Annotated in this window: 7 protein-coding genes; 3 read left to right on the top strand and 4 right to left on the bottom strand. The window is 71.7% G+C overall.

Annotation, left to right across the window (positions count from 1 at the left end; genetic code table 11):
- Positions 1-447 precede the first annotated feature (447 nt).
- On the top strand, positions 448-1,788 hold the full coding sequence (locus tag WD794_15870; GenBank protein MEX2291789.1) for a hypothetical protein: 1,341 nt from the start codon (positions 448-450) through the stop codon (positions 1,786-1,788).
- Between the two features lie 22 nt (positions 1,789-1,810).
- On the opposite strand, the gene WD794_15875 is transcribed toward WD794_15870, so the two are convergent.
- The 3 genes from WD794_15875 to WD794_15885 all read right to left on the bottom strand — a co-directional run bounded on the left by WD794_15875 (position 1,811) and on the right by WD794_15885 (position 5,536).
- Positions 1,811-2,773, bottom strand: a complete 963-nt coding sequence (locus tag WD794_15875; protein ID MEX2291790.1) for a hypothetical protein — start codon at positions 2,771-2,773, stop codon at positions 1,811-1,813.
- A gap of 118 nt (positions 2,774-2,891) precedes the next feature.
- Complete coding sequence (locus WD794_15880; GenBank protein ID MEX2291791.1) at positions 2,892-3,551, bottom strand: hypothetical protein; 660 nt, start codon at positions 3,549-3,551, stop codon at positions 2,892-2,894.
- Entirely contained in the window at positions 3,548-5,536 is a 1,989-nt protein-coding gene (locus tag WD794_15885; GenBank protein ID MEX2291792.1) for a hypothetical protein, read from the bottom strand. The genes WD794_15880 and WD794_15885 overlap by 4 nt, the downstream gene beginning before the upstream one ends.
- A gap of 262 nt (positions 5,537-5,798) precedes the next feature.
- Between WD794_15885 and drmD the strand changes: the two genes are divergently transcribed.
- Positions 5,799-8,894 carry a DISARM system SNF2-like helicase DrmD gene (gene drmD, locus WD794_15890; GenBank protein MEX2291793.1) on the top strand — a complete coding sequence of 1,032 codons (3,096 nt, stop codon included), beginning with the start codon at positions 5,799-5,801 and terminating at the stop codon, positions 8,892-8,894.
- Positions 8,891-12,880: a type IIL restriction-modification enzyme MmeI gene (locus WD794_15895; protein ID MEX2291794.1), complete on the top strand. Its 3,990-nt coding sequence runs from the start codon at positions 8,891-8,893 to the stop codon at positions 12,878-12,880. Before drmD ends, WD794_15895 begins: the two co-directional genes overlap by 4 nt.
- 16 nt (positions 12,881-12,896) lie before the next feature.
- Here WD794_15895 and WD794_15900 read toward each other — a convergent pair whose 3' ends face one another.
- Positions 12,897-13,241, bottom strand: coding sequence for a hypothetical protein (locus WD794_15900; protein ID MEX2291795.1), 345 nt, complete (start codon positions 13,239-13,241; stop codon positions 12,897-12,899).
- Positions 13,242-13,441 lie beyond the last annotated feature (200 nt).

A 13,441-nucleotide genomic window follows, 5' to 3' on the forward strand; every position in this document is an offset into this window, starting at 1 on the left:
ATCTTCATCGGCGTGTCGCCCGCGAGGCGAAGGTTGCCGGCAGCGGCACTAGGTCAGGGAGCCGTCGAATCGGCGCTGTCCCCTCTCCCAGCGCGGGGCCAGGCCGTTGTGAACGTGGAGCGCCCGCGCGAATCCCTCGTGATGTAGCACGGCCGCTACGCGCGCGGACGGCGCTCGTCCGCGCCGGGTACTCGGGTCGTAGGTCCTCGTACGGGATCATGCGCCCCCCGCCGCCCAACACGAGCCCGGCCGCGACGCGGCGGATCGCGGGCCCCCTTAGGCTCGGCCCCGCTGTCAACGGCCGCCAGATGTCCCGTCCGGCACCGCGCCCGACACACCGGCGTCACGACGTTCGCGCGCCAGGAGCGCCCCACGTCGGTGCGGCGGCGTCGCAGGCGTGGCCAGGGCCGGCATGATGGCCGGAACCAACCGAAGGAGGGCCCGTTCGTGCCCGCGAGCCCGCACGACCGCCTCCGGCGTCACTACAAGGCGCTGGGCGCGGGATACGAGACGACGGACCGCCGGGCGGACTACGGGCGTCTGGTCGTCCCGAACGGCAACGCCGAGGAGCCGTTCCACCGGTGGTTTCACCTCAAGGAGGCGTTCTCCTCGAAGCTGCTGGGCCGGGTCGTCAAGGACGACCCGGACCTGGCGGCGAAGGACGTGCTGCTCCTGCTCGACCCCTTCGCCGGCGGCGGGACGACACTGCTAGCCGGGCTGCTCGGCAGCCCCGGCTGGTCGGGGACGGCGACCGGCGTGGGCGTCGAGCGCAACCCGTTCCTGCGCCTCGTCGCGGCGACGAAGGTCGCCGCCGCGGTCTGCGACGGCGATGCCACCGCCGCGAAGCTTCGCTCGGCGGCGGCACGAGTCCTGCGCAAGGCGCCAGATGCGGCCGCGCTGCCGCTGCCGGACCTGGTGACCCTGCGGACAGCAGGACACTACCCGTCTGGAGCGGTCGAGGAGCTGCTGCGGCTGCGGGCAGCAGCCGAAACGCTGCGTCCCGGTCTGGCGCGCGACCTGGTGCTGCTGTGCGTCGCGACGTCGTTGGAGCCGGCCGGGTACCTGCGCCGCGACGGCCGTGCCCTGCGCTACGACCCGGACCGCAAACCGGTGGCGCCGCGCGAGGCGTTCGCTGCACGGCTCGCGGTGGTGCTCGAGGACCTCAACGGCAGGCCGGCTCGTCGAACGTCGGCCCGGGTCGTCGACGGTGACGCGCGCGTGCTTACCGGATGCGAGGACGCGCGCGGGTTCGACCTCGCGCTGTTCTCGCCGCCGTACCCGAACAACATCGACTACACCGAGGTCTACAAGACGGAGGCGTGGCTGCTGGGGATGTATGAAGACGCGAAGGCTTTCCGGGCGCAGCGGCTCACCACGCTGCGGTCCCACCCGAGCATCGCCTTCCCGGAGACGTACGGCGACGCCTCGTCGGCCGACGAGGCGGCCGTCGAGCGGCTCGTGGCGCCGCTGCTCGCGGTGGTGCCGACGGACCGCTACACCGCTGGCCGTACGAGGATGATTCGCGGGTACGTCGAGGACATGCACGCCGTCTTCCGCCGGTGCGCGGAGTTGGCGAACGCGTCTTCGCGGCTCGTTTTCGTCGTCGGCAACAGCGCCCACGGCAGCGGTGACGACCGGTTCGAGGTCGCAGCCGACCTCCTGCTGTGCAGAGCCGCGGAGCTGGTCGGGTGGCGGGTCGAGGAGATTGGGGTGGCCCGTGACCTGAGTCGGCGCGGCCGCGGATCGAACCTGCTCCGGGAGAGCGCGGTCAGACTGCGGCTCGCCTGAGCGGGGGCCGACGAGCCGCCGGCTACGGCGTCGCCCCGTCGCCGCCGACGTCGAGCCTGTGGACGGTCAGCCACTTCCGCCACTTCTTCGCGGACGGGAATAGAGGCCAGGCTCGCAGGGCGACCTGCAGCGTGGCCGCTTTCTCCGAAACGGCGCCGAAAGGGTCGTCGTGCTGGGCCCTCATGTCGAAGCAGCACAGCGCCGACGCGAGAGCGTCGCGTTCGCTGCGGTAGGCGAATGCCTGCTCGACCCCCTCCTCCACCCACTTCTCCGTCTGCGCGGCCGACGTCGACGCGCCCGTGCTGTTGCGGCTGCGCAGCACCTTGAGCTCGAGCACGGCGTGTCGGACGAACCCGGCTGGACGGCTCTCATCGCGTTCCTCGACCTCGAGGTCGAGCCGGCCGCTGACCTGGGACTGCTCCGGCCGGATCGTGCACGTCGGGAACCAGGCGTTCAGCGCTGTCCGAAGGTGCATCTGCACGGTCAACTCCGCCTGCGGCACCGGCCACCCCTTCCCCGGATCGCGCCACAGGCGGCCGAGCTCCGACTGCGCGTCGGGCGTCACGAGTTCGGTCAGGTGCAGGTGGTCGATGCACTCGAAGACGGCGTCGAGCGTGACGCCGGCGGTGCCGGCGATCTCGGTCGTGCGGCAGTTGTCAGCGTCGGCCAGGCCGTTCGGGTAGAAGCGCACCGTCGGCGGGCTGCACCGGGGGTCGTAGAGGACGGCGGGCACCGCGCCAAGGCCGAGCTCCTCTACCTGCTGCCAGATCGCGTCGTCGGAGTCGACGGACAGCGGTGCGGCGACCCCACGCACCACCGGAGGGCCAACGAACCACAGCTGTCCCTCGACGTCGGTGCGCCCGTTGTCGAGCATCGGGTGCACCGCCGACATCGGCGCGAGCTCGTCCGGGGCGGTCGGCATCAGCAGGAACACCGACGGTGTCGCGTCGCACGCCGGCGCAGTCGCCAGCACCCGCTTGCGCACCACCTTCGCAACGCCCCGTAGGAAGCGGACCGCGGGCGGCTGGTCGGTGTCGTCGCCAGCCCCAGGGAACCCCCGCAGGGTCTGGGCAAGGCGGTCGGGCGCGAACCCCGCGGCGGCGTCAGACACCGGCCAGCCCGGCGTAGAGGTGACGGACATAGAGGTGGATGAGCTCCGGCTCGGACAGCCGGACGCCGCTGGCGAGGGCTGCGAAGCCCAGCGCCGCCTGCGCCGTCGGGTTCATCCTCGCCTCGGGGGCGAAGTCGATGACGCCGCCAACGTCGACTCGCGGGTCGACGTAGGTCGCGTCGAGCAGCCCGATCCGGTCGACCCCGTTGAGTCCGAGCCCCGACGCCGCGTAGACGACCTCGCGGACGAAAGCGGCCCTGCTTGCCTGCTCCGGCAGACCGTCGACCGCCGCGAGCACCGGTGCCGCCGCCGGACCGACCAGCCGCAGGTCAGCGTCGAGCCGCCAGCCGCGCCCGCCCTCATCTGGCAGGTGCGCGAACCGGACCACCTCGACCAACCCGGCTCCGACCAGGGCGTCGACGTCGCGCTGCAGCGCGGGGAAGTACGGACGGACGACCCGCTTGAGCACCTGACCGTCCAGGGGCGGGAGGTGCCACACCGGCGACAGGGCGTCGGTGAGATAGGCCAGCGCATGGACCGTGCCGACGCCCAGCGGGTCGAGCCCAACGTCGGCGGCGGCGCGCAGCAGCGTCAGCAGGCGGACCCGACGGCGGACGACGTGGTACCGCTCGTCGATAGAGAGCTCGGTCACGTGCTGGCTGCGCGCACGAACATGCGCTCCTTCGCCTGCTGGTACTCCGACCCATACTGCCGGGTGGCCGCAGTGGGCGCGGCGAGGTCGAGCAGGTCCACGACGCGGGCGTCGTCCGGCCGGGTGACGTTGGCCAGTCCGAGCAGGCGCGGGACCAGGTCCCCCTCAACGAGGTTCGAGGTCACCATGACTCGGTTGGCGTCGCGGCCGGCGAACCGCATCAGGACGGATGCTGCGCGTCCGGCGAAGACGGCGTCGATCGAAGACTCGGGCGCGTCGACGATCAGCGTCGCGCCGCCCTCCGTCGCCACCTCCATCAGCGCCATCCGGAACGACAGGTCGATGAACTCGCGCTGGCTCTCCGACACGTTGTCGGGTCCGCTGCGACGCACCGGCGAGCCGAACCCGGTGGTCGACAGGTCGAGGGAGAACGCGGGGAACTCGACACTGCCGCCCAGCTGCCCGACCTTGGCCCGTCGCGGCTCCCAGATCAGCGCAGCGCTCTCAACCAGGAAGGCTTGCGCGAACCCGTCAAACGCCTCCTTCACCGCGTCCTTGCGCTCGGCGATCACGACGTTGACCTTGCGCACGAACGCGTCGAACTCGCCTCGCCGCTGATCGAGCTCACGCTGGCTGATCTCCAGTCGAGCGCCCAGGGCGGCGAGCGTGGACTGGTGCTCATGCAGGTCCTGCTCGGCAGCGGGCAGCCGGTGCACGGTGTCGGCGATCTCGGCGGCCCGTGCCGTCGTACGCGCCTCCAGCTCAGACACCCGGTCCAGCAGCTCCTGGTAAGCGGCTTCGGCGGTGGCTCGCCGGTGGGCAGCTGCGGCGAGCTGCACGTCTGTCGTCGCCACCTGCCACTCGGCGACGCCGAGCGCTTCGGTCGCCGCGGCGCCGTCGGGACGGGCGGCATCCACGGCCGAGCTGCAGACCGGGCAGCGGCTGCGCCGGATCCGCTCCTCCACCTCGGCGCGGTAGTCGGGGACGTCGCTCAGGCACACCAAGCACGAGGTGGTGGACAGGATCTGCCCCAGCATGTACTGGGCGGTCGTCGCCGCGGCGGGGAACGCCGCCGCGATCACGTCCAGCTGCAGTCGCTCGACGCCGAGGATCGCTGACTCCCGCTCGACGTCGGCGGTCAGTGCCGCGAGCCGCGCCTCCTGGCGCTCAGCGGAGACGTCGACCAGCGCGTCGCGCAGGTCCTCGAGCGTCTGCTGCTCGGCGGCCTGCTCGGTCGTCATGACGCCGATCCGCTCGCGCAGCTGCTCCGCGCTACCGGCGGCGCGAGCGGCGACCACCTTGCGCATCGCGGCCTGCTCGCGGTTGTACTGCCAGCGCACGTTGCGCACGTCGCTGTCCAGTGACAGCACCTGGCCCTCGAGCTCCCGCCACGCGTGGGCCTGCTCAGGCGGGAGGAACAGGAAGCGCAGCAGCTGGCGCTGCGCGGACGGGTCCCACACGAGGGCCCGCCGGTCTTCGAAGTAGAAGACCAGGTGGCGCAGCGCCAGGATCCAGTCGGCCCACGACGCAACACTGGCCAGCCCGGCGACGACGTCGGTGAAGCCGGCTTCCGCAGCCTCGCGGGGGACGCCGTCGATGCTCCACTCGGTGAGGGTCAGCGTGTCGAGCCGCCGGGTCACCGCGACGTCCGCGCCGCCGAGCTCGAACGCGAGGGTCGCGGTGGCGCTCCTCGCGCCGTCCACGACGCGGGCAGCGAACGCGCCGCGCTCCGCCGGGTTAAAGGGGCGCACGGCGAGCCGGGAGCCGCCCAGCGACCCCTCATCCGGCAGCTTGGACAGCTCGCTCGGGCCGGTCAGCATCCGGTACAGGATGGTGACGAGGGTGGTCTTGCCGAGACCGTTCGCGCCGAGCGCGAGCGTGAGCCCGGGCTGGAACTCGATGTGCAGCCCGGGGCGGTCGATTCGACCGGGGTACAGGTCGTAGCCGTCGACGTCGAGGCGCCGTAGGCTGGGCAGGCTGATCATCGAAGCCCGTCGAGCGTCGTTGCGGCGTGGGCTCTGCGGGTGGTCACCTCGTGCACGTTAGAGCAGCACGTCCCGTGATAGGAGGGGTCGATCAGGCGTGCGACGCGCCATCTGATCTCCAGGTGTCGGCGACCAGATGACCCCGCAGTCGCCGTGGCGGCGCGGCAAGCAGCCATGCGACAAGCGCATCGACGCTGGCCCTCACGCCCGACCACCCGCCGCGGGGTCACCACGCGAGCAATCAGTCGGTAGCGTCCCATCCGTGACGACTGCCGCCGTTCCCGAGGTCGGCCAGCTGGTGCGCGTCCGCGGCCAGCAGTGGGTGGTCTCCGACGTCAGCAGCGCCGCGGTAGCCGAGGATGAGCTGTCCACTACCCGGTTGTCCGGCCGGACGCTCGCGACCCTGACCTCCGTCTCCGAGGATGACCTCGGGGAGGAGCTGTCCGTCGTCTGGGAGGTGGAGCCCGGCCGCGAGATCATCCCGGCCGGCGCACTCCCGGAGGTCCCGGACGCCGACCACTGGGACGACCCGCAGACGCTCGGCGCGCTGCTCGACGCGGTGCGCTGGGGCACCGTCGCCTCGGCCGACGTCACCACGCTGCAAGCACCGTTCCGGGCCGGCATCCAGATCAAGGACTACCAACTCGAGCCGGTCGCGAAGGCGCTGCGGATGCCGCGCGTCGCGCTCCTGGTGGCCGACGACGTCGGCCTGGGCAAGACCGTCGAAGCAGGCCTGGTCATCCACGAGATGCTGCTGCGCCATCGCGCTCGTCGGGTGCTCGTCGTCTGCCCGGCGCCTTTGACGATCAAGTGGCAGGAGGAGATGCGCGACAAGTTCGGCTTGGACTTCACCGTCCTGGACAGCGCGGCCCTCGCCGCGATGCGTCGCGCCCACGGGCTGCAGGCCAACCCTTTCACCGTCTATCCGCGGATGATCATCAGTTTGCCGTGGCTGCGCACCCCGCGGGTGCAGCGTCTGCTCGACGAGGTGCTCGACAGCCGCTCGGGCGGCACGCCGTTCCTCGACCTGCTCGTCGTCGACGAGGCGCACCACTGCGCCCCCCCGGCGCCCGCCAAGGGTCGCCGCGGCTATGCCGTCGACAGCCGGCAGACCGAGGCGGTGCGCCAGCTCAGCCGGCACAGCCACCACCGGGTGCTGCTGTCGGCTACCCCGCACAACGGCTACAGCGAGTCCTGGCAGGCGCTGCTCGAACTGCTCGACCCGCACCGCTTCGCCCGGGGCGTGCCGCCCGACCCGGCGGCACTGGCAGAGGTGCTCGTACGCCGCCTCAAGGACGAGATCGTCGACGCGGCAGGCGAGAAGGAGTTCGCCGAGCGGCTGCCGGCCGAGGCACTCGTCGTCGACTACACCCGCGCCGAGCGCGACGGGCACGCTCTCCTGCAGGCCTACGCCGCCCTGCGCACCGGCTCGCCCACGCGCAACGACCTCGTCACGCTGCTGTTGAAGAAGCGTCTGTTCAGCTCGCCGGCGGCGTTCGCCAAGACGCTCGAGCAGCACCAGCGCACGGTCACCGGGCTGAAGCAGACCGCGGAGGACGCCGCCTTTGAGACCGACTACCTGCTCGAGGACGAGCCGGACGACGTCGCAGGGTCCGAGGGAGAAGGGGCGCTGCTGCTTGCCGCCGCCACCGGCCTGTCCGAGCAAGCAGCCACTGCGCTGACCCAGCTGCGGGCCTGGGCCGACGCCCGGGTCGGGCCGGCTGACAGCAAGGCCGAGCGCCTGGTCACGGAGCTGGAGGCGCTTTGCCGGCCAGACGGCTCCTGGAGCCATGAGCGGGTCATTGTGTTCACCGAGTACCGCGACACGCAGATCTGGCTGGCCGGGTTGCTCGGCGCGCGGGGATTGGGCGGCGACCGGCTCGGTGAGCTGTACGGCGGGCTCGATCCAAGCCGGCGCGAGCGGCTGAAGGCCGCGTTCCAGGCCCATCCAGACCGCGACCCGGTCCGCATCCTGCTGGCCACCGACAGCGCCAGCGAGGGCATCGACCTGCAGTCCCACTGTTGCCGCGTTCTTCACTACGACATCCCGTTCAACCCGAACCGGCTCGAGCAGCGCATCGGCCGGGTCGACCGCTTCGGCCAGTCCCGCCCCGTCCATGTGTCCCACTTCGTCGGCGCCGGCTGGGAGCAGGCTTCGGAGGGGTCGTACGAGGCAGACCTGGAGTTCCTCAGTCGCGTCGCGGCGAAGGTCGCTCAGGAGCGGGAGGACCTTGGGCGGGTCAACCCGGTGATGGCCAGGGCGGTGGAGAGACGGATGCTCGGGCGCCCGGTGCTCGACGATCCCTTCACCGCCCGCCCCGGGACCTCTCCGCTGCGCGCGGAGCAGGACCTGCGGGCACAGGTCCAGCGGCTGCGGGCGCAGCTCACCGCCAGCACGGCCGCGCTGCACGTCGCGCCGCCCAACGTCCGGCGAGTCGTCGACGCGGCGCTGACGCTGGCCGGCCAGCCGCCGCTCGTCGACCGCGCGGACGGCCTGCTCGAGGCGCCCGAGCTGTCCCGCGGGTGGGAGCGCACGCTTACCGGGCTGGCCGACCCGCTCGACCCGTCGCTGCTGCGGCCCTTCACCTTCGACGCCCAGCGCGCCGGCCCCGACGTCGTGCACGCCCACCTGGGGTCTCCGTTGGTCGACCAAGCGCAGCGGCTGCTGCGCAGCGCCGTCTGGGGCTCCCAGCGCGCCTTGTCCCGGGTGGCGGGCGTGACGGCCACTTTGCCTGAGGAGGTACGCCCCGGCGAGCTACTGGTGACGATCGTGACCCGGCTGGTCATCGTCGGGGCCGACGGCGCGCGGCTGCACGAGGAGGTTGTCCTGACCGGGCGGGCGCTGCCGGCGAGCGGACGATCCCGCCGCATCGAGGTCGACGAGCGACGCTACGAAGCCGTCCGCGACGCCGTCGAAGCAGCCCTGGAGCCGGGTGCATGCCGCCCGGCTGCCCGTCCTGACCGGCAGCGGCTGACCGAAGCCTGGGCCGACCTTTGCGACGCGCTGGTGACCGACGTAGCGCAACGGGCAGAGGCGCGCGGACTGGCGCTGGACCGGCAGATCCGCGCCCGCCAGGACGAGGAGCTGACCCGCATCGACGGGGTGACCGCGCACATGCGCCGCACCCTCACCGACGCGCTGGCCGAACCGGCGGACGTGCAGCTGCGCCTGGACGAACTTGACGCCCCCGAGCTGCGCCAGCTCGACAGCGACCGGGCGGCGTGGCAGGCCCGACTCGAGGGGCTCGACGATGAGCGCGAGCTGGAGCGGGCGCAGGTGGTCCGGCGCTACGCCGGCCAGCGCACGCTCACCTTCCCGGTCGCGGTCGTGCTGGTCGCTCCGGAGGAAGGCGCGTGACGAGCCCGAAGCCGGCCCGGCATGCCTGGCTCGAGCTGCTCCAGACCTCCGGGCCGTTCCTCACCCTGCCGGTCGCCGAGCGGGTCTGGCCGACCGGGCTGCCCGCCGTCCCCGTGCCGACCCGCGCCGCAGTGCGCAACGCGCTCGACACGCTCCTCGCCAGCGGCAGCGCCGCGGCGCGCGGCGGCCTGGCCGCCACCTTGTTCGGCGATGCGCTCGAGTGGGGCGAGCGGCTGGTCACCGGCACCGACCTGCCGGCGGCGCTCGCCGAGCCGGTGCCCGAGCACGGCGTCACCCTGCGCCCCGACTTCGCCTTCTACGACGAAGAACCGGCTGCGGAGCTGCCCGAGGAGCTGCCGGACGACGAGCCCGGCGACGACGAGGACGGCACGGCCGAGGCGCCGGCCGCCGCGCCGGCCGACAGCCCGTACCGCCTGCTCGGCATGTGGCTGCCCTACGGCACCCACCCCCTCACCCGCACAAGCTCCGGTCGCTGGACCGCGAGCCCGAGCGAGCGGCTGGCGGTCCTGCTGCGCGCCCGAGACGTTCCGCTCGGACTGATCAGCGACGGCCGCTGGTGGGCGCTGGTGTGGGCGCCGCGCGGCAAGCCGGTCGGGGTGGCGGTGTGGGACGCCGGACTGTGGAGCGAGGAGCCCGACACGCTCAAGGCGTTCGTCGCGCTGCTGCACCGCCGCCGCTTCCTCGGCGTCGCGGCGGCCGACCGGCTGCCGGCGCTGCTGGCGGAGAGCGCGCTGGCGCAGGAGGAGGTGACGACCACCCTCGGCGCGCAGGTGCGTGAGGCGGTCCAGCTCCTGGTCGCCCGCCTGGACGAGCTCGACGCGGAGTCGAACCGCGCCCTGCTGGACGGGGTCAGCGACGACGACCTCTACGCCGGTGTGGTGACGACGATGATGCGCCTGGTGTTCCTGCTGTTCGCCGAGGAGCGCCACCTGCTGCCGAGCGACGACGAGCGCTACGCCACCTCCTACTCCGCCGGGCGGCTGGTCGAGCAGCTGGAACGGCGGGCCGCGCAAGGCGGTGAGCAGACCCTGGAGCACCGCACCGGGGCCTGGCTGCAGCTGCACGCGCTGACTCGCGCGCTGCACGGCGGTGTCGCGCACGAGGACCTGCGGCTGCCGGCGTACGGCGGCGGGCTGTTCGATCCGGACCGCTTCGGCTGGCTGGAGGACGCCGGCGTCGACGACCTCACCGTGCTGCGGATGCTCGAAGCCGTTCAGTACGTCCGGCTCAAGGGCGAGCGGCGGCGCCTGACCTTCCGCGCACTGGACGTCGAGCAGATCGGCTACGTGTACGAGGGGCTGCTGGAGCTGGAAGTCCGCACCACCACAGAGCCGGTGCTCGGGCTGCGTCGCGAGGGCAAGAAGGGCCTGGCGCACCTCGCACTCACCGATGCGCTCGCCGCCGTTGAGGCGCTCGAGGACTGGACCGCCACGACGTATGTCGGCGAGGCAAAGCTCACGGCGGCCCGTAGGACGACGGCCGCCAAGCGGCTCGCCGCAGTGGTGCCACCGACGGTGATGGTCGGGCTGCACCGCACGCTCGGCTCCGACCTCGCGGCGCGCCTGCAGCCGCTGGCCGGCCTCGTGCGCCGCGACGGACGGGACCGGCCCGCGATCACCCTGGCCGGCGGCCGTTACGTCGCGCCCTCCACTCGCCGGGCAGCGACCGGGGCGCACTACACGCCGAGGTCGCTGGCAGAGGAGGTGGTGCAGCACGCCCTGGAGCCGCTGCTCTACCGGCCCGGCCCGCTCGAGACGCTGGAGCGCGCGCAGTGGGTGCTGCGACCATCGGCTGACATCACTGCGCTGCGGGTCGCCGACATCGCCATGGGCAGCGGGGCTTTCCTCGTCGCGGCCTGCCGCTTCCTGGCCGACCGGTTGGTCGAGGCCTGGGTGGATGAGGGTGACGCCGAGGCGGGTCGGGCGCTGGCCGAACGGACCGAGCAGACGGCCGACGCGGAGGTCAGCGGGGTGCTGCTGCGCGCCCGCCGGCAGATCGCCGAGCACTGCCTGTACGGCGTGGACATCAACCCCCTCGCCGTCGAGATGGCCAAGCTCTCGCTGTGGCTGGTGACGATGGACCGCGAGCGACCGTTCGGCTTCCTCGATGACCGCCTCGTCGCCGGCGACTCACTGCTCGGCGTCAGCAGCCTTGCTCAACTCGAGGCGCTGCACCTCGATCCGGTTGCGGGGCGCAAGCTGCGCCAGGGGCAGCTCGACTACACCGCTGGGTGGCGCACGATGCTGCAGCAGGCCGCCGACGCCCGCCGCCGCATCACCGGGCGGTCGGTCCTGCAGATCCGCGACTACGAGGTCAAGGCCAGGCTGCTTGCCGAGGCGCAGGCCGCGACGGAGCCACTCACGGCAGTTGCCGACGCGCTGACCGGCGCGGGTCTTGCGGCGGCGTCGCTGGCCAAAGGCCGTCGGGACGCCGTGTTCGTCCAGCTCGAGCACGGCGTGTGGCAGTACGAGGCCGGCAGCGCAGAGTCGCTGTCGGCGCACGCCGCCGCCGTGCAGGCCGGCCAACCGGAGGGCAAAGAACCGCGGCGGCCACTGCACTGGCCGTTGGTTTTCCCAGAGGTCTTCGCCGACACAGCAGAGCCCGGGTTCGATGCCATCGTCGGCAACCCGCCGTTCCTCGGCGGCAAGAAGATTTCGGGCACGGTAGGCGATGACTATCTCGCTTGGCTGGCGGCCTGGGAGGGTCGCGGTGCGAGGGGGAATACCGACCTGGCCGCTCGATTCCTTCTGCGCGCTGATGCCCTGCTCGGCAGACGTGGACAGCTTGGGTACGTCACGACGAACACCGTCGTGGAGGGTGACACGCTGGAAGTCGGCCTGCTACAGCTCGAGCGCCTTGGGTGGACTCTTCGCGCGGGAACAAGTGCTAGCCCTTGGCCCAGCGCCAGCGCCAACCTGTCTGTCGTCCGGCTCTGGGCCAGCAAGGCCACCGTCAAGGCAATGGCGCAGTTGGACGGCGCACCGGTGCCACGACTCGGTGTCGACCTGCAGCCCTTCCTTCGAGAAGCCGGAAGGCCCTCGCGGCTTGACGAGAACCAGCGAGTCGCGTATCAGGGCTCCAACGTCAACGGGCTCGGGTTCACGATGACGGCCGAGGAGCGACTCGACCTCCTGCGCCAAGATTCGAGGAGCGAAACGGTGGTGCACCCGTACGTCATCGGCGCAGATCTCAACCGCCGACCGGACCACGGGGCGAGTCGTTGGATTGTCAACTTTCATGACTGGTCCGAAGAGAGGGCCCGCGAGTACCCGGCGGCGTTCGCGCGGGTCGAGAGTCTGGTGCGTCCTATCCGCGCCAAACTGCCGGACTACAAGCAGAGGGTCCGCGAGGCGTGGTGGCGTTACGAACATCAAGCACCGGACCTCTACGCCTCCATCGCCGGCCTCGATCACGTGCTGGCGATCTCGCTGACCGGCAATGTGCTGCTGCCGGTGCGCGTCCCGACTGGGCAGGTCTTCGCCCATGCCTGCGGCGTCTTTGCCCTCGACGACTTCGCCAGCCTGGCACTCCTGTCGTCGTCGGTGCACCAGAGCTGGGCCATCCGCTACACGTCCACCATGCGCACCGACATTCGCTACGCCCCCTCCGACGTCTTCCTCACCCTGCCGCGCCCCGCGCTTACCCCCGAGCTGGAGGAGCTTGGCAAGGCGCTGGACACCGAGCGGCGCGAGATCATGCTCGGCCGCGCTCTGGGGCTGACCAAGCTCTACAACTCCGTCCACTCGCCCGTCCTCACGGACCCGGTGTTCCGGCGACTGCGAGATTTGCACGCCGAGATCGACCTGGCAGTGCGCGACGCCTACGGCTGGACCGACCTTGAGCTTGACATCGGCCACCACCCGACCAAGATCGGCACCCGGTGGACGGTCTCCCCCGATGCTCGCTTCGAGATCCTGGACCGCCTCCTGGTCGAGAACCACCGCCGCGCCGCGCTGCAGGACTGACGCGAGCGCCTTAGGGTCAAAACTCGATGGTGTTCCAGTCGGGCCCGCGTGAGACGGCGTAGTCGGTGTGCGCCGCGGGTATGCGGTCCGAGAGGGCCTCGGCGATCTGACGTACTGCCAGTGCGGCACTCACCACCCGAACCGGCTCGCCCGAGCCGATGAAGTCCGCGGTGACGACACCGGCCAGGTGGCCCACCACCGGGTCGTCCGGAACGAGTGCGCGACAGGCGGCGAACAGGCTGTCGAGAACGCCGACCGCCATCCCGTCGATCTCCTGCTCCGGATCGCGTTCAGCCTGCTTCTGCAAGTCGTTGTAGAGGACCATGGCCCGGCGGTGGGCCTGCTGCAGGCTGAGCGTCATATCTTGAGCCTAGAGCGCCTGATCCCACCGCCCTGGTCGGTTTCGCGGCGGGCGCATCGCCCCAGAGTCGCGCGTCGAGCTACTCCGGTCCCTCGCGGAAATCCGGCTCAGCGTCGCTGTGCTGCCTTATCCCGGCCCGATCTTGCGGTAGCGTCACGCTGCGTTGAATTTCTGCAGGCGGAACTTGATCGTATTCGGTC

This window comes from Mycobacteriales bacterium, from assembly GCA_040902655.1.
Taxonomy (GTDB): Bacteria; Actinomycetota; Actinomycetes; order Mycobacteriales; family SCTD01; genus SCTD01.